This window comes from Haloarcula regularis, assembly GCF_029338315.1.
Taxonomy (GTDB): Archaea; Halobacteriota; Halobacteria; order Halobacteriales; family Haloarculaceae; genus Haloarcula; species Haloarcula regularis.
Window position 1 is genome coordinate 2957920 of record NZ_CP119794.1, and the last position, 23547, is coordinate 2981466.

Genomic DNA, 23547 nt, shown 5'->3' on the forward strand with positions numbered 1-23547 from the left:
TGTGAGGCAACCGAACATGCCAAGTAATTCCAACAGACGGAAGTTTCTGAAAGCGACAGGTGTCGGAATCACAGCGGGTCTCGCGGGGTGTACGCGAGGGGGTTCCGACGGTGGCAGCGGCAGTGACGGTGGCTCTGGCGGCGACGGTTCGAGCGACGGCGGCTCGTCCGGCGACGGCAGCTCGAACGACGGCAGCTCGGAGGACGAGCTCCCGATCTCACTGAGCGAGTACGACAGCGCCGACATCGACTGGCGGCAGTTCGAGGGTGACACGGTCAACATCGGTGCCGTCCAGCACCCGTGGGTCTCGGCCATCAAGCCGGCCATCCCGGTCTTCGAGGAACTGACCGGTATCGACGTCCAGTGGAACATCCTGCCGGAGAACCAGTTCCGGACCAAGCGCCAGACCGACGCGAGTACCGGTGCCGGCCAGTTCGACGTGTTCTTCATGGACCAGGTCGTCAACCAGTTCCGCGAGGAGGGCTGGCTCCAACCGCTCGACCCGTACTTCAACGACGAGAGCATGTACGACGAGAGCTTCTACCAGCCCGACGACCTCTTCGAGGGGTCGCGCTGGCAGGCCCACGGTGGTGGCTACAGCGACAACTGGACTGGCCTCCCGATCACGGTCGAGGTTCAGACCCAGTTCTACCGCCAGGACCTCTACGACAAGCACGACCTGGAAGTCGCCGAGACGTGGGAACAGCACCGCCAGAACGCGAAGGTCCTCCACGAGAACGAAGACGTCGCCGGAACGTCCGGTCGTGGGCAGAAGGGCTACGGGATGAACATCTACATCCTGAACACGCTCCTGCGCCAGAAGGGGACCAGCCTCTGGACCGACTTCCCGAACGACTCCGGGCTGGACTCCGACGGGGTCATCGAGGCGGCCGAGTACTACTCGAGCCTCCTGCAGGACTACGGGCCCGACGGCGCGTCGACTCAGACCTGGTCCGACGTCCAGGCCGCGATGGCAGAGGGGCAGACCGGCCACATCGTCGCCGACGCCAACATGTTCTGGGGCGGCCTGACCAACGACGAGTCCGCCGTCAAGGACACTGTCCGGATCGCGAAGGTGCCCAAGCCGGAAGGCGGCGAGCTGAACCCCAACGCGTTCAACTGGCAGATCTCGACGTCCACGAACGCCGAGAACTCCAAGCAGGGCTTCCTGTTCATGCTTTGGGCGACCTCGCCACCGACGGACCTCTGGATCAACACGGAGAGCAGCGGTGTCTTCTCCGTGCGCGAGTCCACGTGGGAGAACGAGGACTACATCTCGAAGGTCGGCGAGGACTACGCACAGGTTTCCCTCGAGTCGCTCCGTGTCTCGGCGCCTGACCCGTTCGACCGCAAGTACCCCGAGTGGGGTCAGCGCTACTCCGAGGAACTGCAGCGGGCCATCGCCGGCCAGAAGGAGGCTGCGAAGGCGATGCGGGACGCTGCGGCGGCTGCCGAAGACATCTACAGCGGCTGAGGCCTGACGACAGACCGCACCGGTCAATTTCCAATAATCCATGAGTACCCCAACACAAACAGAAACAAGCAATTCACAGGGCCTCGGCAGACTCAGCGACCTGTGGAACGAGTATCTCCCGTACTGGTTCATCGCGCCGATGGTGCTGGTGATGGTAAGCATCACCTTCTTCCCCGGTGCGTACGACCTGTACCTCTCGCTGATCGAAGAGCCCACGACGAACATCTTCGCGGCCGAGTTCGCGGGCCTCGACAACTTCCGGACGGCGTTCACCCGCGGTGGCGCGTTCCACTCGTTCGTCATCACGGTCACCGTGGTCGTGAGCGCCCTGGCCCTAGAGAGCCTTCTGGGCTTTTTCCTGGCGGCACTCGTCGCCGGCGTCGACGACTCCAGTTCGATAAAGTCGTTCTACCGGGTCCTGTTCATCCTGCCGATGGCAGTGGCACCCGTCTCGCTCGCGACCATCGGTCGGCTGATGCTGAACACCGAGGTCGGAATCATCCCCTATGTCATCAACTCGGCGACCCCGTTCGCCTCACCGGCGTTCCTCTCGGACATGCCGTTGCTGACGGTCATCCTGCTGGACACGTGGAACTGGACGCCGTTCATGTTCATCATCTTCTACGCCGGCCTCTCGTCGGTGCCCGACACGCTGGTCGAGGCGTCTCGGGTCGACGGAGCGCCGCTGTGGCGCCGGTACGTCCACGTCATCATCCCGTACATGAAGCCGGTGGTGTTTGTCGCCACCCTCATCCGGATGATCGACCTGTTCCGGACCTTCGGCGTGGTATACGGCCTGACCCAGGGCGGTCCGGGGACGGCGACCCAGCTCGTGAGTATCAACATCTACGAACAGATGTTCATCAATAACCAGGTCGGGGTGGCGGCTGCCATCGCAGTCGTCTACCTCGTCTTCGTCATCGCCATCGCGAACATCGTTATCGCGAAGGTCGGCTTCGAGGGGGTGTGGGACTGATGGCGACCCAGGACATCGAACCGGGTTCGGAACAGATGCTCGAGAAAGACACGCGGGAGACGCTCGTGACGGTCGTCCGACACGGCCTGCTCCTGCTGTGGTCCTTTATCGTGCTGTTCCCGCTGTACTGGCTCGCCTCCATGTCGCTGAAACCCCCGGGGCAGGCCAACTCGCTCCCGCCGGACTGGATCTTCCTGCCGACGGTCTTCAACTACCTGGAGCTCGTCCAGCAGTCGGACTTCGTCGGGGCGTTCGTCAACAGTCTCGTCATGGTCGGGGCGTCGGTCATCCTCGTCCTGCTCATCGGCGTGCCGGCGGCGTACGTCCTCTCGCGGTACGACGTCCCGATGGAGCGGGACATTCTTGTGTGGATTCTCTCCTCGCGGATGCTCCCGCCCATCGCCGTCGTGCTCCCCTTCTTCATCATCTTCCGGGAGCTCAACCTGTTCGACACCCGAATCGGGATGGTGCTGATGTACATCAGTATCAACCTCTCGCTGGTCGTGTGGGTGATGAAGGCGTTCTTCGACGGCATCCCCGAGACGCTGGAGGAGGCCGCTCGGGTCGACGGAGCCACACAGTTCCAGGGCTTCATGAAGGTCGTCCTGCCGGCGGCCAAACCCGGCATCTTCTCCGTGGCCATCATCAGCTTCATCTTCGCGTGGATCGAGTTGCTCTTCGGGCTCGTGCTGACGAGCTTCGAGGCGGTGCCGGTGACGCTGTTCGTCTACTCCTTCATCGGCTCCCGGTCCATCGAGTGGTCGATGCTGGCGGCGGCCTCGATGTCGATGATTATCCCGGTGGCCATCTTCCTGATTGCGGTGAACAAGTACCTCGCCGCCGGACTCAGCTTCGGTGTGGTGATCAAAGAATGAGCACGACTCCCACGACACGGCGCGTACTGCTCGCTGACCACGCCCATGCGGTGGCGGTAAATAGCCGCACGACGGAGGTTCACTAATGGCTCGTATCACAATCGACGACGTAACGAAGCGGTTCGGAGAGGGCGACGAGTCCATCGTGGCGGTCGACGACGTCTCCCTGGACATCCACGACGGCGAGTTCATGGTCTTCGTGGGCCCCTCGGGCAGCGGGAAGTCGACGCTCATGCGCATCGTCGCGGGGCTCGAGACGCAGTCCGAGGGCGACATCCACATCGGCGACACCCTCGTCAACCAGCTCGGGCCGCGCGCCCGGGACATCGCGATGGTGTTCCAGAACTACGCGCTGTACCCCAACATGACCGTCGAGGAGAACATGTCCTTCGGACTGAAGATGTCCACGGACCTCTCCGAGGACGAGATCGAGCGCCAGGTCACCGAAGCCGCCGAGATGATGGGTATCGGCGACCTGCTCGACAACCGCCCCGGCGAGCTCTCCGGTGGCCAGCAACAGCGCGTCGCGCTGGGCCGTGCCATCGTCAGGGACCCGAACGTCTTCCTGATGGACGAGCCGCTCAGTAACCTGGACGCGAAGCTCCGCGCGGAGATGCGCACCGAGATCAACCGCCTCCAGAACGACCTGGACGTGACGACGCTGTATGTCACCCACGACCAGACGGAGGCGATGACGATGGGCGACCGGCTTGTGATCTTGAACTACGGGGAGATCCAGCAGGTCGGGACCCCGCTCGAGTGTTTCTACCGCCCGTCGAACCAGTTCGTCGCCGGCTTCCTCGGGTCGCCGTCGATGAACTTCTTCGATGGCACCGTCGAGGGCGGCACGCTCCGGGCCGACGGCTTCGACTTCGACCTGACCGACCGGATGCAGACGGCCGTCGGCGACCGGACCGCGCTCACCCTCGGCGTCCGTCCGGAGGACATCTCCCTGCACGACGAACCGACCGTCGGCACCGAGTTCGAGGCCGTCGTCGACGTCGTCGAGCCGATGGGGAGCATCTCCTACGTCTACCTGCAGGCGTCCAACCAGGATCACGACCAGACGTTCATCGTCGAGACGGACGGTCAGCGCCCCATCTCGGAGGAACAGACCGTCTACGTCGACATCCCGGCAGACGACGTCCACCTGTTCGACGCCGGGTCGGGCGAGACCATCCACCAGCGCCACTCGGGGAAGAGGCCGAGGTCGCGCTCGAGGAGCGGATGCAGTCGGTCAGTCAGTAACCCCGCGACGTGCGCCGTCGTTTTCGACTCGCAGTCGGTGAGCGGTGGCTCCGGACCAGCCATTTCAAGTGGATACTCCCCTATTGACCACGCATGCAAATCACCGACTACGAGCTGTTTGCCGTGCCGCCCCGGTGGTTACTGCTGAAACTGGAGACGGACACGGGGGTCGCCGGGTGGGGCGAGCCGATTGTCCCCGGTCGTCTCGAGACGGTGCGGTCGGCGGTGACCGAACTCGTCGAGGGGCACCTGCTCGGCCGGGACCCCCGCCGGACCGAGTACCACTGGCGCAAGCTCTACCAGGGAGGCTACCACCGCGGCGGCCCGGTGCTGATGAGCGCACTGTCGGGCATCGACATGGCGCTGTGGGACATCAAGGGCCGTCACCACGACGCCCCGGTCCACCAGCTGCTGGGCGGCCACGTCCGCGACCGGATGCTCGTCTATCAGTGGATCGGCGGCGACGACCCCGAAGACATCGCCGCGTCCGCCCGGCAGGGATACGAACGGGGGTATCGGGCGCTCAAGTTCAACGTCGCCCGGAAGTTCCGGCCGCTCGAGACCGCCGACACGGTCGACCACGCCCTCGACCGCATCAGGGCCGTCCGGGACGCCGTCGGCGACGACTGCTTCATCGGCGTCGACTTCCACGGCCGCGTCTCGAAGGCGATGGTCCGCGAGCTGGTCCGGCGACTCGAACCGTACAACCTGATGTTCGTCGACCAGCCCGTCTTGCCCGAACACTCCGAACTGCTCGCCAGTCTCAGCGAACAGACCACCGTCCCCATCGCGACGGGCGAGCGGTTCTACTCCCGGTACGACTTCAAGCAGCTGTTCGTCGACGACGCCGTCTCGGTCATCGAGCCCTGTCTGACCCACCTCGGTGGCATCAGCGAGATGAAGAAACTCGTCTCGATGGCCGAGGCATTCGACGTCACCGTCGTCCCTCACTGCCCGCTGGGGCCCATCGCCTTCGCGGCCCACCTCCAGGTGGGCTTTAGCGCCCAGGGGATCGTGATGCAGGAACAGGACCTCGGCGTGGACGACCCCGAGTCGAGCAAGCGACTCGGCCTCCTCGAGGACCCCACGACCTTCGAGTTCGCGGACGGCTACGTCGAGCGCCCGACCGGTCCGGGACTGGGCATCGAGGTCGACGAGGGAACCGTCCGGGAGCAGGCCCAGGCGGAGGTCAACTGGTACAACCCGGTCTGGCACCACGCCGACGGGAGCGTCGCCGAGTGGTGACCCCACGCTTTTAGTAGGGCACCGACCCACACTGCCGTATGCGAACCGCAGTTCTAGTCGAACCGACCGATTTCGAGCTCACGGACCGTCCCAGACCGGAGCCGGCCCCCGACGAGGTGCTCGTCGCCGTCCGCGACATCGGCATCTGCGGGTCCGACGTCCACTACTACGAACACGGTCGTATCGGCGACTACGTCGTCGAGAACCCGCTGGTGCTGGGCCACGAGAGCGCCGGCGAGGTCGTGGCCGTCGGCGACGAGGTGAGGAACCTGGCCGCCGGCGACCGGGTCGCGCTGGAACCGGGCGTCCCCTGTCGCCGCTGTGCCCACTGCAAACGCGGGGACTACCATCTCTGCGAGGAGGTCACGTTCATGGCGACGCCGCCACACGACGGTGCCTTCACCGAGTACGTCTCGTGGCCGGCCGACTTCGCTTACAAGCTGCCCGAGACCGTCTCGACCACCGAGGGAGCGCTCTGTGAACCGCTCAGCGTCGGTATCCACGCCGTCCGGCGCGGCGACGTCGAGACGGGCGACACCGTCGTCGTCACGGGTGCGGGCCCCATCGGCCTGCTGGTGATGGAGGCCGCCCGCGCCGCGGGCGCCACCGACGTCGTCCTCACCGACGTGGTCCCGGAGAAACTGGCCGTCGCCGAGGCACGCGGCGCCGACCTGACCGTCGACGTCACCGAGACGGACCTCGAGGCGGCCGTCGACGACCACACCGACGGCGTCGGGGCGGACGTGGTCGTCGAGGCCTCGGGCGCCGCTCCGTCCATCGAGAGCACGTTCGATGTCGTCCGCCGGGGCGGTAGCGTCGTCCTCGTCGGCCTCGCCTCCGAGGCGACCATCCCCATCGACGTCCTCGACATCATCGACAACGAACTCGACGTCCACGGGTCGTTCCGCTACAAGAACACCTACGATGCGGCCGTCGACCTGCTCGCCGACGGCGTCGTCGACGTCGAGGGCATCGTCGACTTCGAGGCCCCGCTCTCCGACATCGACGCCGCCTTCCAGCGATCGATGGAGTCGGATGTGGTCAAAGGGATGATAACCTTCGATACGTGAGTGGCAGATGGCGGCAGAGGCGGCGATACGCACCTCGAAAATGTCTTAAAGGCGAAAATATTCTCTCGAAACCCCATTTTTGGTACTATATATCGGGAATCTGGGGACGTAACGACCTGAGGTAGTTCCGAATTCACACCACTCTCGATTCAGAACGCGCTGGCCACCGGCTTCCACACGCTCCAGCCTGTGGGTCGCCTCGCGATACAGGGGACGGCGGCGCGGCCGCTGCAGGCCGGTCCGACCGAAGAAATCGTGGCTCGTGTCCGGGGCGTTACTTGCCCTTGCCGCCCTGGCTGCGCAGGGACGGCCGGGTCTTCTCCGTGCCCTTGCCCTTCTTCGAGAGGCCGCGGTTGCGGCGGCCGGCACCGGTCAGCCCGCGGAAGACGCGGTCTGCCTGGTGGTCCTCACAGATCCAGTTGAGATCGTCGTCGTTCTGGATGGCTGCGTGCTCGGGGTCGACGAGGATGACCTCGTGCCACTTCTGCCGGCCGTCCTGGCCGACGGAGTAGCTGTTCAGCACGCGGAGGTTCGGGAAGACGCGGGCGGCGCGTTCCTCGGCGACGCGCTGGATGTCCTTCCGGCGCGTGATGCGGGTGACGCCCTGGCGCTTCGAGCGGCGCCCGGCCTTGTGTCGGCGCTTGCGCGCGCTGCCCTTCCGGACGGAGACGCGCGCCACGACGATCCCCTGCTTGGCCTTGTAGCCCTGCGAGCGGGCCTTGTCGAGGCGGGTCGGGCGCTCGATGCGCTCGACGGCGCCCTGCTTGCGCCATTCCTGCTGTCGCTGCCACTGGAGCTCTGCGAGCTTGCCGTCACCCGGGTTCTTCCAGGCGTCTCGGATGTACGAGTATGCACTTCGTGCCATGTGTATCACCACGGGCGTTGCGTGGTTCAAGGCCTGCGGGGCTCGGCCCCGAGCGCCTCACATCCCGACCTGCACACGCAGGTGCCCGCTGGCGCCCGTCGTCCAGCGAGTTACTGGAGATTCTGGACTCGGCGGCTTAAACGGTTCGAACTGTCCCGGGGCTGTGGCATCCTCACAGGGTCCCGCCGAGTCGATTTCCTATCCCGACATGTGGTTTACCGACGTGAGCTGCTCACAGACGATCGTGACGATTCCAGGCGCCCGGGAACGCCAGGGGCCGTTATATAGCGGGAGACCAACACTCGGCGTATGAAGCGAGTGGTCGCCAGCGACGACCCGATGATAGACGTCGCACAGCTCGACGAGGCACTCGACGCCGAGGTAACCACCGCCGAAACGGGTGACGAAGACGAACTCGTCGCGGCGGCCAGCGGCGCCCACGGCCTCGTCGTCGACGTGAACACGCCGGTGACCGCCGCTATCCTCGCCGAACTCGACGACCTGGAGGTGGTGGCGCGGGCCGGCGTCGGCATCGACAACGTCGACGTCGCGGCCGCCGCGGACCACGGGGTCACCGTCACGAACGCCCCCGACTACTGTACGACGGAAGTGGCGACCCACACCGTCGCCCTGCTCCTGGACTGCGTTCGCAACGTCGCCGGCTACGACCGGGACGTCGCGGCGGGCGACTGGGGCTGGGAGCGCAGCCGGCCGCTGTACCGTGTCCCCGGCCGGACCCTCGGGCTGGTCTCCTACGGCCCCATCGCCCGGCAGGTCCGGGAGCGCCTCCGTGGGTTCGACCTCGAGGTCGTCGCCTTCGACCCGTACGTCGACGCCGCAGAGATGGCCGCGGACGGCGTCGAGAAGGTCCCGTTGGAGGACCTGTACGCGCACGCGGACTACGTCTCCCTGCACGCACCGCTGACCGACGGCACGCGCGAGATGGTCGACGCCGACGCGCTGGCGTCCATGCAGGACCACGCCGTGCTCGTCAACACGGGCCGTGGTGGGCTAGTCGACGAGACCGCCCTCGCCGAAGCGCTGGAAGCAGGTGACATCGCGGCTGCCGGTCTCGACGTCCTGCAAGCGGAACCGCCGAGCAGCGACAACCCGCTGGTGGGCCTCGACAACTGTATCGTCACCCCTCACGCCGGATGGTACTCCGTCGAGGCCCGAGCGGACCTGAACCGCACCGTCGCCGACAACGTCCGTGCGGTCCTGGCCGGCGAGACGCCGCCGGACCGCATCGACCCCGACACGGACTGGCTCTAAATCCCGGCCGTCGTCGCCGCCAGGCGCCGTCCACGTGCTTCTGTGCCACCTGAGAGCGGCCACTGCGGTGGGCTGTTCCCGGTCGACAGTTCGACCGAGACGGCTCGAGGCGTCGCCATCGAGATGGCTGTTTCCCTTGACGGGATCTATCACTGGTGGGCAGGACCGCCATCGATGCCGTCCACGAGGCCGCCGAACCCGGTCTCGCGTCCCCGTCGACAGCGACCGGTGCTTGGGTGGTTCGGGTGTGGTCGGCGCTATCATATCAACCATATAACCTTATCTGGTATCCACGCGTCTCTAGTCTGATGAGTTCACGTACAGTTCTGACAGTGTTCGTCGCGCTGCTGGTCCTCCTCGCGGGCTGTGGCGGCGCTGCCGTCTCCGAGGACGGGGACGGCGGCGCGGCCGGCAGCAACGACGGGACCGGTGGCGGCGACGGCTCGGCCGGCGACGCCGGATCGAGCGGCAGCGACGGCGACAGCCCGGACCAGTCGTTCGCGGTCACCGACTCGGAGCAGGCGCTCCGTGACGCCGGGAGCTTCACCGCCCGGTTGTACTTCGAGATGACCGACAGCAACGGGACGACGTCCTCGATAGAGCGCACCTATTCCGTCGACCTCGACGCCGAGCGCTCCGCCGAGTCGTTCTCGATCGTCGGCGACGCCGAGGCCGTCGAGTTCGAGACGTTCTACGCCGACGGCACGGCCTACACGAAACTCGGCGACGGCGAACAGGCGTTCTACCAGGTGCGACCCGACGACACCGATCTGGTCGAGAACGCCCTCAGCCAGGGCATGACCGGCTACGACGAGTTCGACGACGCGCGGCACGACGGCACTGAGTCCTTCGACGGGACCACCGTCGACCGCTTCGTCTACTCCGACCCGACCGTCTGGCGACAGTACGGCACGACGACCTTCGGAGCCGAAGAGAACGTCACGGTCACCGACTTCACCGTCGTCGTCCTGATCGACCGCGACGGCATCGCACGCTCGACCGAGTGGACCATGACCGGCGAGACGGAGGACGGACAGCCCGTTTCGGCCACCTGGCGCTACACGGTGACCGACCTGGGCTCGACGTCGGTCGAGGACCCCGACTGGCTCGACGACGCTATCGCCCAGAACCAGGGCCAGACCGACTACTGACCGGTCCGTTTTTCGGTCACGTCACGGGAGCGGACAGAGGCTCGCGGTGACGACGGCTCGCTCGTCGCTCTCGTTGCGGAGGCCGTGGGCCTGCCCGCGCTCGTTCAACACGACGCCGGGCGCCCGGATTTGCGCTTCCGCGTCGTCCTGTATCACGACCACGGTACCCTCGACGACGTGGAAGACGTTCGTCGACTCGGCGTGGTCGTGTGGCTCGACCGTCGCTCCCGGCCCGAGCGCGAAGGCTTTCACCAGTACGTCGTCGGTCACCGCGAGTTCGCCGTCGACGACATCGCCGGCTCCGGGCCGGGCGTCGAACTCCGATAGTCGGTCGAGTGACATACGTCCACATCGGCCGGCACCGAGATAGTCCTTTTGACGAATTCGACCACGAGCGGCCCACAGACCGCCGGTGTGCTGTGTGCCGGAGGTGGCCGCGAATCTAGATTTGATATCGCGATATGCGATTTATCAGTGCTGGCTCGAGCGGCGCCATCGTGGCTACTCGCGGCCCAGGACACCAGAAATCCGTGAAATCCCGCCTCAGTCCAGATACGGCGACAGCGAGTCGAACGCCGCCGCCGCCACCGCCTCGGCGACGCCTTCGACGTCGACGTCACCCACGACGGCCGGATACTTCCGCTCGAAGTAGCTCACGATGTTGTCCACGTCACGCGTCAACAGTTCGCGCGCGTTCTCGTGGTCGGTCGGCACCGCCTGGGGCCAATCGAAGACGACGACCCCTGGTTCGTGACGAAGACGTTGTACTCGCTCATGTCCGCGTGGACGAACCCCTCGCGGTAGGCAGACTGCATCTCCTCGAGGACGAGCTCCAGGATGGGGACGACCTGGCCGTCGGTGAGGCCGGTCCGCGAGAGCTCGACACCGTCGACTTTCTCCATCACGATCGCGTGGCGGTTCGCGTCGATGGGCTGGGGGACAGAGACGTCGGGGTACAGCGTCTCGAGTGCCTCGTACTCCCGTTCTGCGGCCTTCCGGGCCGTGTACTGCCAGGAGACGTGGTCCCGGTCGGAGGTGTAATCCCGTTCGCGCATCACCTCCCGGAAGTTGGTGTAGCCCTCCCGGTGGAACTTCAGGGCCAGGGGTTTGTACGACGTGACCTCGTAGACGTCGCTCTCCTTGCCCACTCCCAGGGGGGCGCCCATGCCCTCGATGGTGTCTCGCTCGACGAACGTGTGGAGCGCGAGCGCGTCGTAGCCCTCGAAGGTGAGTTTGAATCCCTCGTACTGGATGGTCTTTCGCTCGACGAGCCCCCGGTCCTCACAGCGGTCCAGTCGGTAGTCGACGTTCTCTTCGGTCAGGCCGGAGAAGTCGGTGAGTTTCCCCCGGTCGACGAACTCCGAGAACCGCATCCCCTGCTCGACGCCCGAGAGCAGGTGAAAGTCCTCGGCCTCCAGTTCGGCCATCACGGAAGCGACGTTCTGGACCATTAGCGTGCCGTAGTCGCCCGACTCGTAAAAGCGCGACGCGTTTGCCGGGGCGACGGGGATAAACTCCACTCCGCTATATTAAATCGAGGATAGTGGACCGGTGGAGGACGCCGCCAGCGTCCCGTTCCGGGGCTTCCGGGGTGCCGGCTTCGTCTGTCCAGGGTCGACGTGCCTGCCGCGGTCGGCCACCGGACTGTTTGTGCAGAGATAGCAAATAACAAAGTAGGCGGTGGCCGTTACTCCGGTATGCGCGTCTTCGAGACCGAACTTCCCGGCGTGGGCCGGCGGTACACTGTCGAGTTCGCCGACGGGCGCCGGCTGACCGTCCTCCTCTACAACGACGGCAGACGCGAGACCTTCTGGCGGGCGGAGGAGGACGACGACAGCGAGCGGCTGTTCACCCTCTCCGAGCCCCAGGCCCGGAAGATAGCCGAGATATTCGACGGGACGTACTTCACGCCGGTCGCCGACGAACTCGGCGACACCCTGGACCACGCACGTATCCGGTGGGTCGAACTCACCGAGGACGACCCGCTCGTCGGGCTGTCCCTCGGCGAGAGCGCGCTGCGGAGCGAGACTGGCGTCCTCGTCATCGGCGTCCAGCGAGGCGACCGGACCATCGGGAACCCGACCGCCGACACGGTGCTTCGTGCCGGTGACGTCCTGGTCACCGTCGGGAGCGACGAGGCACACGACCGGCTGACGGAGTTGCTCACGTAGTCGCGTGACGGACCCGCTGCTCGTCCTGGGACTCGCGCTCCTGGCCCTCGTCGTGCTCGCTCGCGCCGCCCAGGCCGTCGGGCAGTCGGTCCTCCCGGTCTACATCCTCTTTGGCGTCCTCGTCGGGCCGTTCGGATTCGGCCTCGGGGTCCTGACCGTCGGGGTCCCGCTCCCGACGCTGCTCTCGCTCCCCGCGGCGGTGGGCGTCGTCTTGCTCCTCTTTCGTCGGGCTCGAACTCACCGTCACCGACCTGCTCGCGAACCGGTGGGCGTTCGCCCGCGCCGGGACCGTCGACGTCGGCATCAGCCTCGGTCTCGGGGCACTGCTGGGCCTTGCCGCGGGCTTTTCGTTGCTCGAGACGGCCTTCCTCGCACTCGTCGTGTTCAACTCCTCGACGGCCATCGTCGCCCGGTCGGTCCTCGACTTCGGGTGGATCGGTACGCCGGAGGGCGACGCCATCTTCGGGCTCGTCGTCGTCGAGGACCTCGTGACGGCGGGACTGTTCGGCGTCCTCTCGGCCGTCGTCGGTGGTGGGTCGGGGTGGTCGCTGGCCGCCGCGTTGCTGGCTGGCCTCTCGTTCCTGGTCGCCCTCACGGCGGTCTCGCTGCACGGCAGCGACGTCGTCGAGCGCGCCTTCCGGCCGCTCGGGAGCGAGCTGTTCGTCCTCGCTTCCCTGGGTGCCACGGCTGTCGTCGGCGGACTGGGCGTGCTCACGCGGACCAGCGAGGCCGTGGCGGCGTTCCTGGCCGGCAGCGTCTTCCGGAACGCCGGCCTCCTCCCGGAGGCCGAACGGTACCTCGCGCCCGTCCGGGACGTCTTCGCCGTCGCGTTCTTCGTGTGGGTCGGCGTCCGGACGGACCCGGGGGTCGTGGGCCGGGTCGGGCCGTTCATCGCCGTCGCGAGCGTCGTGACCCTCGGCGGGCAGGTCGTCAGCGGCTACTACGCGGGGCGCGCGTTCGGCCTTGACCCGGACGGGGCCGTCCGGATGGGCACCGCGCTCACCCCGAGAGGGGAGTTCTCGCTCGTCATCGCCGCCTTCCTGGCGACCGCCGGAACGACGCCGATTCTCACCGAGGTCATCCCCGCGTTCACCGTCGGCTACGTCCTCGTGACGAGCGTCGTCGGGAGCGTCCTCGTCCGGCAGGCCGACACACTCGCCGCGGTCCGTCGGCGCGTGTGGGCCTGACCGCTGTCAGCGCCGTTTCAGAGCCCCTCGAACTCGGTGATGGCCTCGCGCCAGTGGTCCGGAATCGGGCGCGGCGCCTGCGCCGCCCGGTCGTAGGTGACGACCGTCGTTTCGCCGGTGGCCGCGACGGCGCCCTCATCGCGCAGTTCGTACTCGAGGGTGAAGCTCTTCTCACCCAGGCGGGTCACCCTGACGGCGACGGCGACGCTGTCGGTCATCGTTATCGACCGTTCGTAGTCGATCTGGAGGTTGGCGATGACGATGCCGGTCCCCTCCCCGTCGCCGCCGGTGAGGGTCGCGCTGTCCTCGCGGCCGACCACCGACTCGAGGTAGTCGATGCGGGCCTCCTCGAAGTACGTTCCGTAGGTGACGTTGTTGACGTGACCGTAACTGTCGACGTCCCGGTACCGCACCGCGACGTCCGTGGTGAAGTCAAAGCTCACGCCAGCAGTTCCGCGTGCTTCTCCTCGAGCTTTTCGAGTTTCGGCGGGATGGTCATCCGGCAGTACGCCTGGGTGGGGTTCTTCTCGAAGTAGTCCTGGTGGTACTCCTCGGCGGGGTAGAACGCCTCGAGTGGTTCGACCTCGGTGACGATGGCGTCGTCGTAGCCGGGCTGGATGTCCTCGATGAACGCCTCCGCGGTCTCGCGCTGGGTCTCGTCGTGGTAGAAGATTGCCGACCGGTACTGGGTGCCGACGTCGTTGCCCTGGCGGTTCAGCGTCGTCGGGTTGTGGGTGGTGAAAAAAACTGCGAGCAGTTCCTCGTAGCTCACCACGTCGGGGTCGTAGGTGACCTGGACGCACTCGGCGTGGCCGGTCTCCTCGCGACAGACGGCCTCGTAACTGGGGTTCGCGACGTGACCGCCGCTGTACCCCGAGACGACGTCCGTCACGCCTTTGATCTGCTTGAACACGGACTCGGTACACCAGAAGCAGCCCCCGGCGAACGTCGCTTGTGCTGTCATCTCACGTATGTAGGCGCGCGAGAGGGAAAACAGCCTCGGCGGTGTGCGTCGGGGTCACCGATCCACGTCGCCCATGATGGGGTCGAGGCTGCCGAGGGTGGCCACGAGGTCGGCGACGTACTCCCCACGGGCCATCTCGGGGAGTACCTGCACGTGCGAGAACGACGGACCGCGAATCTTGAAGCGGGCGGGCGTCTCGGTGCCGTCGGTGCGGATGTAGATGCCCAGCTCGCCCTTGGCGGACTCGACGGCGCGGTAGATCTCTCGGTCGGGGTCGGGCCGAATCGTCCGCGGGACGTTGGCCTGTATCTCGCGATCTGCCTCGGGCCACTCCTCCAGCAGGTCCACGCACTGGTCGATGATCTTCGCGGACTCCTCGACCTCCCGGAGGCGGACGAGCAGGCGCGAGAAGTTGTCGCCCTCGTCCTCGGTGACGACCGACCAGTCGAGTTCGTCGTAGTAGCCGTAGGGGTCGTCCCGCCGCAGGTCGTAGTCGACGCCCGACCCGCGTGCGACGGGCCCGGTACAGCCGTACGCTCGGGCCGTCTCCGCCGGGAGGTGGCCGGTGCCGACCGTCCGCGCCTGGATGATCTCGTTCCCGGTGAGCAGTGTGTGGTACTCCTCGAGTTTGGTCGGCAGGTCCTCGAGGAACGCCCGGATGTTCTCGAAGAAGGCCTCGCGCGGCTCCGGAAGGTCCCACGCGACCCCGCCCAGGCGGAAGTAGTTGAACATCAGGCGCTGGCCGGTCAGGTCCTCGAGGACGTCCTGGACGAGTTCGCGGTCCCGGACGCCCCACTGGAAGACGGGCGTGAACTCGCCGATGACGTCCAGCGCGTAGGTCGCGACCGCGAGCAGGTGTCCGAGGATGCGCGAGAACTCGCCACACATCGTCCGGATGACCTGTGCGTACTCCGGAACCTCGATGCCCACGAGGGATTCGGCGGTTCGGGCGTACGCCCACTCGTTCAGCAGGCCGGCCCCGCTCCAGTCCCATCGGTCGGGGTACGGCATGATCTGGTGGCGATAGGTCTTCGACTGGCACATCTGCTCCTCACAGCGGTGGATGTACCCGATGTCGGGCGATGTCGGCGACCTGCTCCCCGTCCAGTGACACCTCGAGGTGGAGCACACCGTGGGTCGATGGGTGATGGGGGCCCATGTTCAGGTGCAGCGTCTCCGGACCCTCGCGCCGGTCCTCGAGGATGCGCTCGTGCTCGCGGTAGGTGACGATTTGGGGCTGGTCCTGGTTGTAGTCCTTCGAGAGGGGGTGGCCCTGCCAGGTCTCGGGGAGCAGGATACGCCGGAGGTCGGGGTGCCCCTCGTACTCGATGCCGACGAGGTCGTAGGCCTCCCGTTCGTGCCACGCCGCCGTCGGGTAGACGGGGGCGGCCGACTCGCTCGTCGGGTCGTCTTTCGTCGTGGGGACGACTACCGACAGCTCCGTCGTGGGGTCGTCGTAGCGCCGCAGGTGATAGATTGACTCGTAGCGGTCGTCGTACTCCTGTGCGGTGACGGTGGCACAGTGATCGAGACCGGACTCGGCTTTCAGCTTCGAGAGCACCGTCTGGACCTCGTCGGCGCGGACGACGACTGCAGGCGCGTGCTCGTGGTCGTCGGTCGCGACGACGTGCTCGCGGATGGGGTCGACGAGCGGCGTCGACTCGACAGCGTCGACACGGACTGTCTGTGACATCTCGTGGGTGCCGATTTGCGACGCCGCCCCCTGTGTCTGATGCCCCAACGGCGAGGCTTATTTATCAAGAGGGGTCGAACGGCCGCCGTGAAGTACGTCAGCCTCTCGCTCGCGATGGACGCCGACGTCCGCCATCCGATGCACCAGTTCGTCGTCGAACACGACGGCTACGAGGCGAGTTACCTCGTGCGTGGCAACGAGGTCGGCGAGGACGTCCAGACGCTGCTCTTCCACGTCGATGGCTTCCCGCCCGACCCCTACCGGGCGGCCCTGGAGCGGACCGACTCGGTCGTGGAGTACGCCATCTCGACGTGTCCCGACGAGACGTTCTACCTCTATGTCAGGGACCGTCCCACGGGGACGGACCGGGACCTCGTCGACGCGCTCTTGCAGGTCGGCCTCGTGCCCGTCTCGCCCGTCGCCTACCGGGCCGACGGCACGGTCGGCCTCACCCTGGTGGGGCCCGGGAAGACGGTCCAGCGCGCCCTCGAAGCCCTGCCGGCGTGGGCCACGGTCGACGTCCGGGAGGTGGGCACGTACTCGAGTCGCCGGCTGGACACGACAGCGACGCTGACCGACCGGCAGTTCGCCGCCGTCTCGGCGGCTGTCGAGTGTGGCTACTACGACGACCCCCGACGCGGGAGCACAGAGGAGGTGGCCACGGCGCTGGACTGTGCGCCCAGCACCGCCGCCGAACACCTCCGGAAGGCCGAAGCCCGCGTCATGGAACGGCTCGTCGACACCGGCACCCGGCAACCCTAGCGCAACCCATATCGGCCCGAGCGACCTACACCCGTCGATGACCGACCTCTCGGCCCTGGAGTGGCGCGTCGTCGGCGAGGAGCGCCACCCGGGCCCGACGACGATGGCCCTCGAGGAGGTGGCCGCCGAGACCGTCGCCGACGGTGGCCCGGCCACGGTCCGGGTGTACACCTGGCCCGACACGCTCTCGCTGGGGTACAACCAGGACCCCGAGACGATAGACTGGGACTACTGCGAGCGCGAGGGCGTCGGCGTCACGCGCCGACCGACCGGCGGCGGCGCCATCTACCACGATTCGGTCGGCGACATCTCGTATGGCATCGTCGCCCCCGCCGACGCCGTCCCCGGGAACCTCATGGACTGCTACGAACTGTTCTGTGAGCCGGTACTGGACGCGTTCGGCCGGCTGGGCGTCGACGCGGACTTCGTCGAGCGCGAACGCGAGGCGATCTATCACCCGGCCTGTTACCTCCGGGCGCTCCACCCGGCCCACGACGTCGTCGGCCCCGACGGCCGGAAGATCAGCGGCAACGCCCAGTACCGCCAGCGCGAGGCCGTCGTCCAGCACGGATCGCTCTCGTTCTCGCTGCGGCCCGAGCGCCACTGTGGCTGTTTCGCCGGCAAGCCGGACCCGGGCGCGTTCGGCGAGCGCGTGGGTGCCATCGACGAGTACGTCGACGTCTCGCGCGACGAGGCGGTCGAGACGCTCCACGAGACGCTGACCGAGTGGTGTGGTGCCCACGAAGGGACCTGGACCGACGCGGAACTGGCGCGTGCCCGTGCCCTCGCCGTCGAAAAGTACGCCGCGGACGAGTGGGTGCGGCGGGCGCCCTGACCGCCGACTCCGGAACCTCTTTTGTGCCAGCTCCCCCACCCCGGAGCATGGTACGAGTCGGCGCACACACCTCCATCGCGGGCGGCGCGTTCAACGCCGTCGAAGAGCAGGTCGAATACGGCGGCAACTGCGGGCAGATATTCTCGCACTCGCCGCAGGTCTGGCAGGACCCCAACATCGAGGACGGGGAAGCAGCGCGGTTCCGCTCGCTCTCCGAGGAGCACGGCGTCGGCCCGTGGGTCATCCACTCGTCCTATCTCGTGAACCTCTGTACGCCCAAAGACGACCTCCGCGAGAAGTCCGTCGACTCCATGCAGCAGGAGGTCGACGCCGCGGCCACGCTGGACGTCGAGTACGTCAACGTCCACCTGGGTGCCCACACCGGTGCGGGCGTCGACGGCGGCCTCTCGAACGCCGCGAGCGCGCTGGACGAACTGGACGTGCCCGACGGCGTCACCGTGCTCGTGGAATCTGACGCCGGCAGCGGCACGAAGCTCGGCGGCGACTTCGAGCACCTCGCGACGGTCCGCGAGCGGACCGACCTGGACATCGAGTTCTGTTTGGACACCGCCCACGCGTTCGCGGCCGGGTACGACCTCTCGACGCCCGAGGCGGTCGCGGAGACGCTGGCGGAGTTCGACGACGTGGTCGGTTTCGAGGACCTGGCCTGCGTCCACCTCAACGACTCCAAGCACGCCTGCGGGACGAACAAGGACGAACATGCCCACGTGGGTAAGGGAGAGATCGGCGACGACGGCATGCGCGCGTTCGTCAATCACGACGCCATCAGAGACGTGCCGATAGTGCTCGAGACGCCCACGGAAGACGGGAAGAGCTACCCGTGGAACATCCAGCGGGTCCGCGAGCTGCGCGACTCGTAGCGCCGCTGACCGCTGCACTTTTGCCCGCGACCCGACTCCCTGTGAGTGTGCGACGGTTCTCCGCCGACTACCTGGAGACGACGCGGACGGGGATGTGGGCCGACTCCCGCGAGGCGCTTGTCGACCTCCGCCTGGCCGACTGCGAGCGGGTGCTCGACGTCGGCTGTGGCACCGGCGAACTCACGCGGGTGTTGCGCGAGGAGACCGGCGGGACCGTCGTCGGCCTCGACGCCGACGCGGGCCTGCTGGAACGGGTCGGCCAGCCGGTCGTCCGCGGGGACGCGACCCGCCTCCCGTTCGCCGACGACGCCGTCGACCTGGTGGTCTGTCAGGCGCTGCTGATCAACCTGCCCGACCCCGAGGCGGCGGTCCGGGAGTTCGCCCGCGTCGCCAGCGACCGGGTGGCGGCCGTCGAACCGAACAACGCCGCCGTCTCCGTCGAGTCGACCGTCGACAGCGAGCCCCTCCTGGCCCGCCGGGCCCGCGAGTATTTTCTCGACGGCGTCCGGACCGACGTGACACTGGGCGCGGACACGGCCGACGTCTTCGAGGCCGCTGGACTCGAGGTCGTCTCGACGCGCCGCTACGACCAGCGCCGGGCCGTGGAACCACCGTACGACGAGACGGCGGTGCGGGCCGCCCGGCGCAAGGCCACCGGGGAGGGACTGGCGGCCGACCGCGAGACCATCCTCGAGGGCGGGACGACGCCGGCGGAGTACGACGCCCTGCGCGAGCAGTGGCGCGAGATGGGCCGGGACGTCGTCGCCCAGATGCAGGCCGGCGAGTACGAGCGCCGGGAGACCACGCCCTTCTTCGTCACCGTCGGTCGGGTCCCGTAGCCGACTCGCCCCGACCCGGGGCGACGGCACCGGCCAGCCGGGAGAGCCCCACGTCGAGCAGGCCGAACGCGAGCCCCAGGAGTGCGCCGATCGGCGCGGCCAGGACGACACCGAACAGGGTGATGAGCGCGGCCGACAGCGGTTCCAGCGTGGTGGTGAAGACCCGCGGGACGACCGCGACGCCCACGACCCCGAGCAGGAACGCGACGCCGGTGGCGGCCCCTGCGGCGACTCCCCGGAGCGCGAGCACCCGCATCTGTGCCTCGCCGAGCGACGCCCCCGCGAGCACCCACCGGACGGCGAGGCCCACGAGCACCCAGAGGTACGCGAAGATGGCGATACCGAGCACGGTGTTCAGTCCGGCGAGCAGGTCGCCGAGGGCGCCGCTGGCGTGGGCGACGAGGACGGCGAGCGACACGAACAGCGTCACGTCGACCGTCGCGAGCGCCCACGCGGTCAGCGTCCAGTCGCCGCCGGGGGGCCACTCAGCCATGGGCCAGCACCTCCGCGAGGACGACGACGGCGACGAGCGCGACGGTCGTCGCGCCGTACAGCCGTCCGACGACGGGACTCTGCACGGCGCCTGCCGACGGGTCATCGGTGACGTGAACGACCGCGAGCGTCCGGACGGCAGAGCCGACGACGACGGCGAGGACGAGGACCAGCTTCACCAGGAAGGTCCGACCCCAGGCGGTCGCCGGCCCGGGGGCGCCGACGGCGCCGAGGTTCCCGACGCCGGTGACGACGAGGACACCCAGCGCGGCCCAGAAGCCCCACTCGTAGCGCCGCGCGAGGGACAGGTCGGTGACCGCCTCGGTTCGGTAGCCGTACCACACCGCGAGCGTCCCGCCGACCAGCACCGCCATCGTCAGGACGTGGAGGGTTCGCACCGCGAGGGACAGGGGAGCCATGACCCGATACTACGCACGCCGGCCCAAAAGTGTCGGCCTACACGACGTCGCCACGCACCGTCGCCCCCTCCTGGTGCTCGCGGGAGGCGCGGACGGCGTCGGCGGCCTCGCTGGCCTCCTCTGGGTCCATGCCCAGCATCTCCAGCGCGCCCGAGAGCGTCGGGAAGACGAACTCGCCGTCGCGCAACTTCTGGAAGGCCTCCGGGGAGCGTTGCCCGTCGACCCACAGACACGCGCCCCGCGGGTCGAGAATCTGCTCGTAGTCCTCGCGGGCCATCGCGCCCTTCAGGCGCTGAGTGACGTTGTCGTCGAAGGAGGCGTTACACACCTCCAGGTGGACGGGCTCGTCGTCGGGGAGCAAGTGGGCCGCCAGGCACTTCTCGGGCGCGGCGTGGCCGTTGGCGTTCGCCCGCAGGTACTCGGGGAACTCGTCGGCCCACTCGGCCCGAACCGTCTTGCCGACGCCGTCGACGCCGTGACTGGCCGCGAACTCGTCGGCGCGCTCGGGGGCGTCCCGGAACAGGATGTCCTTGGTGACGTAGACGTCCAGGCGCTCGATGGGGTCTAAGCCCAGCGCCACGTCGCCGTAGACCCACACCTCGCGCACCGGGACCGGCATCGTCGCTTCCTCGACGGTCGCCACGATCTCCTCGACGCGCTCGACGGCCGCCGCACGGTCCATGCTCATCGCCAGTCCGTAACGGCCCCGCGGGCAAAACGCTGACTCTCCGGCACGGTGTGTTTTTGCCACTCGCGCCGCTACGGCCGGCAATGAAGGTCCGAGTCTACGACGACGGCGCCGACGCGGACTGCCTCCTGGTGCTGGGCTGAACCGCTGTCGTCACGAGAACGTCCAGTGGCTCGTCGACCGGGTCGCCGAGCGCTACCGCATCCACGCCGTCGAGTTGCCGACCCACATCACTGACTTCCGCCGCGAGTGGGCCACCCCGATCGAACGGTACCTCGCGGACGCCGACCTGGACTCGTTTCCCGTGCTGGCTCACAGCGCCGGCGGACTGACCACCGCCCACCTCGACGCCCCGGGCATCACGAACCGCGTCTACCTGAGCCCCTGGTGGGGGACCGACCCGCCGCTCCCGGAGCAGCTTTCTCGAACTCGTCGCACGCATCCCCGTCTCGAAACCGATCCTCCCGACCGGCCTCGGCGACCCCGACGACATCGGTGACCTCGCGACCGAGGCCCAGTTGCGGGACGGTCCGCGAGCGTACTCGCCGGCGTTCGTCCGGACCATCGCGGACGCACACGAAACGCTCCCGCCAGCCCGTGAGCAGGAAGTCGCATTCTGCACGCTCACCGACCAGATCGTCGACCCGCGGGCCATCGGCGAGCGACTGCCCGCCGACCGCGTCCGACTGTACGACGGCGGCCACGAACTGTTCTCCTCGAGTGCGCGTGAAAGACACACCGACACGGTGCTCGCGGCGCTCGAAGCCGGGCCCGACGCCGTCTGACGGTCAGACGCGCTTGTCCTCGTCGGTGCTCACGTGGACCGTCTTCTCGACGGTGGCGCACACCTCGCTGTCCTCCCCGACCAGGTCGACGGTGTACTCGCGGTCGACCGAGTCCGTCGACGCCAGCGCCGACTGGACGGCGGCGACCTCCTCGTCGGGCATCTCGAAGGTCGCGTAGACGGTCTCGGTCGTCGGGCGCCTGAACCTGATCTCGGCGGCCTTGTCCCAGACGACGTAGCCGTCGGGCAGCCGTTTGAGCAACTGCATCATGTACATCGGGTCGACGGCGGCCTAGAGGCTGCCCGAAGATGGTACCGACGACGTTCCGGGTCCGCCAGTTCAGCGGCACCCGCAGGCGCAGCTCCGACCAGTCGTCTTCGATGTGGGTCATCCACCCGCCGCTGCGCCGGTAGGGGGGGTACAGGTTGAACGCGAGCCACTAGCGCCGCGTCCGCAGCGATTCGCCCGTACCTTCCGACGGGGTGCCGGAAGTATCGGACTTTCTCTCGGGGGACAACCCACCGGCCGTTTCGAGACGAAACGCTCAGGCACCTCGGTCCGCAATCTCCCGCCAATGGACTGTGACAAGTGCGGCGAGAGCGCCGTGATGCACGCGGCCTACTCGGGCCTGCACCTCTGTGAGGAGCATCTCTGTCGCGCTGTCGAGAAGCGTGTGCGTCGGCGCATCCGCGAGGACGGGCTGGTTCCCGACGACGCGACGCCCGAGAACCCCGACACGTGGGTCATCGGACTCTCGGGGGGCAAGGACAGCGTCGTCCTCACCGAGATTCTCCACGATATCTTCGAGCAGGACCCCCGCATCGAACTCGTCGCACTCTCGATCCACGAGGGCATCGAGGGCTACCGGGACCGGAGCCTCGAGGCCTGCGAGGAGCTGACCGCCGACCTGGGTATCCGTCACGAGGTCGTCTCCTACAGCGAGGAGTTCGGCGTCGAGATGGACGACGTCGTCGAGGAGGATCCCGAGGGGATGGCCGCCTGTGCGTACTGTGGCGTCTTCCGTCGTGACCTGCTGTCGCGCTACGCCGAGGAACTCGACGCCGACAAACTGCTGACCGGGCACAACTTGGACGACGAGGCCGAGACGGCGCTGATGAACTTCCTCGAAGGTGACGTGACCCAGATGGCCCAGCACTTCGACGCCTCGCTGGGCCCGTTCGAGGCCGGCGGCGACGCGCCGGCCGACCGTGCCCGCGAGGCCCAGGACCACCACATCCCGCGGGGCAAACCCCTGCGGGACGTCCCCGAGAAGGAGGTCGCGCTCTACGCGCGCTTCCGAGGCCTGCCCGCCCACATCACCGAGTGTCCCCACGCCGACGAGGCCTATCGGGGCGAGATCCAGTCGCTCATGCTCGACTTAGAACAGAACCATCCCGGGACGCGCCACTCCATCATGGCCGGCTACGAGAAACTCGCCGCCCTCGCCGCGGACGCCTACGGCGGTGCCGACGCCGACGTCGACTTCGGTGACTGCGACCGCTGTGGCGCGCCGACCGCCCGCGACCTGTGTCGAAAGTGCAACCTGCTGGAGGCGCTCGAGGCGGTCTGACTCCTCGTCAGACAGACCGACGGCGTGTCACACAGCGACCGCTCGGCGGTGCATCGAACGCAGAAGGCGGCAGACGACTCCCGAC

Annotated in this window: 24 protein-coding genes and 4 pseudogenes; 17 read left to right on the plus strand and 11 right to left on the minus strand. The window is 67.6% G+C overall.

Annotated elements, in window-relative coordinates; all coding sequences use genetic code 11:
• The first annotated feature begins 16 nt into the window (after window positions 1-16).
• The 6 genes and pseudogenes from P1N55_RS15995 (at window position 17) to P1N55_RS16020 (ending at window position 6888) form a co-directional block, all read left to right on the plus strand.
• Window positions 17-1474 (plus strand): extracellular solute-binding protein, encoded by a 1458-nt coding sequence (locus P1N55_RS15995; protein ID WP_276276507.1) that lies wholly within the window; start codon window positions 17-19, stop codon window positions 1472-1474.
• 40 nt (window positions 1475-1514) lie between these two features.
• Window positions 1515-2450 carry a carbohydrate ABC transporter permease gene (locus tag P1N55_RS16000; protein WP_276276508.1) on the plus strand — a complete coding sequence of 312 codons (936 nt, stop codon included), beginning with the start codon at window positions 1515-1517 and terminating at the stop codon, window positions 2448-2450.
• Window positions 2450-3325: a carbohydrate ABC transporter permease gene (locus P1N55_RS16005; protein ID WP_276278748.1), complete on the plus strand. Its 876-nt coding sequence runs from the start codon at window positions 2450-2452 to the stop codon at window positions 3323-3325. The genes P1N55_RS16000 and P1N55_RS16005 overlap by 1 nt, the downstream gene beginning before the upstream one ends.
• A gap of 85 nt (window positions 3326-3410) precedes the next feature.
• Window positions 3411-4573: pseudogene (locus P1N55_RS16010) on the plus strand (ABC transporter ATP-binding protein).
• A gap of 93 nt (window positions 4574-4666) precedes the next feature.
• A complete protein-coding gene (gene dgoD, locus P1N55_RS16015) occupies window positions 4667-5818 on the plus strand; it encodes a galactonate dehydratase (protein WP_276276510.1) in 1152 nt (383 codons plus the stop codon).
• Between the two features lie 38 nt (window positions 5819-5856).
• The gene (locus P1N55_RS16020) at window positions 5857-6888 is read left to right on the plus strand and encodes an NAD(P)-dependent alcohol dehydrogenase (protein WP_276276511.1); all 1032 of its coding nucleotides are present in this window, start codon (window positions 5857-5859) and stop codon (window positions 6886-6888) included.
• Window positions 6889-7162: 274 nt separating this feature from the next.
• Here the strand turns inward: P1N55_RS16020 and P1N55_RS16025 are convergent, their stop codons facing one another.
• A complete protein-coding gene (locus tag P1N55_RS16025) occupies window positions 7163-7753 on the minus strand; it encodes a 50S ribosomal protein L15e (RefSeq protein WP_276276512.1) in 591 nt (196 codons plus the stop codon).
• A 309-nt stretch (window positions 7754-8062) separates the two neighbouring features.
• Here P1N55_RS16025 and P1N55_RS16030 point away from each other — a divergent pair, with 309 nt between their 5' ends.
• Together P1N55_RS16030 and P1N55_RS16035 are read left to right on the plus strand one after the other, a co-directional pair.
• The gene (locus tag P1N55_RS16030) at window positions 8063-9025 is read left to right on the plus strand and encodes a C-terminal binding protein (RefSeq protein ID WP_276276513.1); all 963 of its coding nucleotides are present in this window, start codon (window positions 8063-8065) and stop codon (window positions 9023-9025) included.
• Between the two features lie 308 nt (window positions 9026-9333).
• The gene (locus P1N55_RS16035; protein WP_276276514.1) at window positions 9334-10176 is read left to right on the plus strand and encodes a DUF7537 family lipoprotein; all 843 of its coding nucleotides are present in this window, start codon (window positions 9334-9336) and stop codon (window positions 10174-10176) included.
• 21 nt (window positions 10177-10197) lie between these two features.
• On the opposite strand, the gene P1N55_RS16040 is transcribed toward P1N55_RS16035, so the two are convergent.
• Together P1N55_RS16040 and P1N55_RS16045 are read right to left on the minus strand one after the other, a co-directional pair.
• Window positions 10198-10518 (minus strand): cupin domain-containing protein, encoded by a 321-nt coding sequence (locus tag P1N55_RS16040; protein ID WP_276276515.1) that lies wholly within the window; start codon window positions 10516-10518, stop codon window positions 10198-10200.
• 201 nt (window positions 10519-10719) lie between these two features.
• A pseudogene (locus tag P1N55_RS16045) lies at window positions 10720-11627 on the minus strand (serine/threonine-protein kinase RIO2).
• Between the two features lie 246 nt (window positions 11628-11873).
• Here P1N55_RS16045 and P1N55_RS16050 point away from each other — a divergent pair.
• On the plus strand, window positions 11874-12347 hold the full coding sequence (locus P1N55_RS16050; RefSeq protein WP_276276516.1) for a cation:proton antiporter regulatory subunit: 474 nt from the start codon (window positions 11874-11876) through the stop codon (window positions 12345-12347).
• On the opposite strand, the gene P1N55_RS16055 is transcribed toward P1N55_RS16050, so the two are convergent.
• Window positions 12340-12651, minus strand: coding sequence for a hypothetical protein (locus P1N55_RS16055; RefSeq protein ID WP_276276517.1), 312 nt, complete (start codon window positions 12649-12651; stop codon window positions 12340-12342). The genes P1N55_RS16050 and P1N55_RS16055 overlap by 8 nt on opposite strands.
• Between P1N55_RS16055 and P1N55_RS16060 the strand changes: the two genes are divergently transcribed.
• Window positions 12599-13534, plus strand: a complete 936-nt coding sequence (locus P1N55_RS16060; protein ID WP_276278749.1) for a cation:proton antiporter — start codon at window positions 12599-12601, stop codon at window positions 13532-13534. The two genes, P1N55_RS16055 and P1N55_RS16060, sit on opposite strands and share 53 nt — an antisense overlap.
• Before the next feature lie 17 nt (window positions 13535-13551).
• Here the strand turns inward: P1N55_RS16060 and P1N55_RS16065 are convergent, their stop codons facing one another.
• The 3 genes and pseudogenes from P1N55_RS16065 to P1N55_RS16075 form a co-directional block, all read right to left on the minus strand.
• Window positions 13552-13977 (minus strand): acyl-CoA thioesterase, encoded by a 426-nt coding sequence (locus tag P1N55_RS16065; protein ID WP_276276518.1) that lies wholly within the window; start codon window positions 13975-13977, stop codon window positions 13552-13554.
• Window positions 13974-14498, minus strand: coding sequence for a peptide-methionine (S)-S-oxide reductase MsrA (gene msrA / locus P1N55_RS16070; protein ID WP_276276519.1), 525 nt, complete (start codon window positions 14496-14498; stop codon window positions 13974-13976). Before msrA ends, P1N55_RS16065 begins: the two co-directional genes overlap by 4 nt.
• Before the next feature lie 54 nt (window positions 14499-14552).
• Window positions 14553-16191: pseudogene (locus tag P1N55_RS16075) on the minus strand (NADH-quinone oxidoreductase subunit D).
• Window positions 16192-16278: 87 nt separating this feature from the next.
• Here P1N55_RS16075 and P1N55_RS16080 point away from each other — a divergent pair.
• The 4 genes from P1N55_RS16080 (at window position 16279) to P1N55_RS16095 (ending at window position 19508) form a co-directional block, all read left to right on the plus strand.
• Window positions 16279-16953, plus strand: a complete 675-nt coding sequence (locus tag P1N55_RS16080) for a helix-turn-helix domain-containing protein (RefSeq protein ID WP_276276520.1) — start codon at window positions 16279-16281, stop codon at window positions 16951-16953.
• 37 nt (window positions 16954-16990) lie between these two features.
• On the plus strand, window positions 16991-17788 hold the full coding sequence (locus P1N55_RS16085; protein WP_276276521.1) for a lipoate--protein ligase family protein: 798 nt from the start codon (window positions 16991-16993) through the stop codon (window positions 17786-17788).
• A 47-nt stretch (window positions 17789-17835) separates the two neighbouring features.
• Window positions 17836-18669: a deoxyribonuclease IV gene (locus P1N55_RS16090; protein ID WP_276276522.1), complete on the plus strand. Its 834-nt coding sequence runs from the start codon at window positions 17836-17838 to the stop codon at window positions 18667-18669.
• 92 nt (window positions 18670-18761) lie between these two features.
• On the plus strand, window positions 18762-19508 hold the full coding sequence (locus P1N55_RS16095) for a class I SAM-dependent methyltransferase (protein ID WP_276278750.1): 747 nt from the start codon (window positions 18762-18764) through the stop codon (window positions 19506-19508).
• Here P1N55_RS16095 and P1N55_RS16100 read toward each other — a convergent pair.
• The 3 genes from P1N55_RS16100 to P1N55_RS16110 are packed head-to-tail and all read right to left on the minus strand — an operon-like array spanning window position 19486 to window position 21101.
• Window positions 19486-20001, minus strand: a complete 516-nt coding sequence (locus P1N55_RS16100; RefSeq protein ID WP_276276523.1) for a hypothetical protein — start codon at window positions 19999-20001, stop codon at window positions 19486-19488. The genes P1N55_RS16095 and P1N55_RS16100 overlap by 23 nt on opposite strands.
• Complete coding sequence (locus P1N55_RS16105; protein WP_276276524.1) at window positions 19994-20419, minus strand: CopD family protein; 426 nt, start codon at window positions 20417-20419, stop codon at window positions 19994-19996. The genes P1N55_RS16100 and P1N55_RS16105 overlap by 8 nt, the downstream gene beginning before the upstream one ends.
• Before the next feature lie 37 nt (window positions 20420-20456).
• Complete coding sequence (locus tag P1N55_RS16110; protein WP_346430040.1) at window positions 20457-21101, minus strand: DUF7095 family protein; 645 nt, start codon at window positions 21099-21101, stop codon at window positions 20457-20459.
• A gap of 145 nt (window positions 21102-21246) precedes the next feature.
• On the opposite strand from P1N55_RS16110, the gene P1N55_RS16115 reads away from it, so the two are divergent.
• Together P1N55_RS16115 and P1N55_RS16120 are read left to right on the plus strand one after the other, a co-directional pair.
• Window positions 21247-21606, plus strand: a complete 360-nt coding sequence (locus P1N55_RS16115; RefSeq protein ID WP_346430041.1) for an alpha/beta fold hydrolase — start codon at window positions 21247-21249, stop codon at window positions 21604-21606.
• A gap of 19 nt (window positions 21607-21625) precedes the next feature.
• Window positions 21626-21892: a hypothetical protein gene (locus tag P1N55_RS16120; protein WP_276276527.1), complete on the plus strand. Its 267-nt coding sequence runs from the start codon at window positions 21626-21628 to the stop codon at window positions 21890-21892.
• A 3-nt stretch (window positions 21893-21895) separates the two neighbouring features.
• On the opposite strand, the pseudogene P1N55_RS19820 reads toward P1N55_RS16120, so the two are convergent.
• Window positions 21896-22316: pseudogene (locus tag P1N55_RS19820) on the minus strand (DUF4442 domain-containing protein).
• Window positions 22317-22466: 150 nt separating this feature from the next.
• Here P1N55_RS19820 and ncsA point away from each other — a divergent pair.
• Window positions 22467-23462 (plus strand): tRNA 2-thiolation protein NcsA, encoded by a 996-nt coding sequence (ncsA, locus tag P1N55_RS16130; RefSeq protein WP_276276529.1) that lies wholly within the window; start codon window positions 22467-22469, stop codon window positions 23460-23462.
• Window positions 23463-23547: the final 85 nt, after the last annotated feature.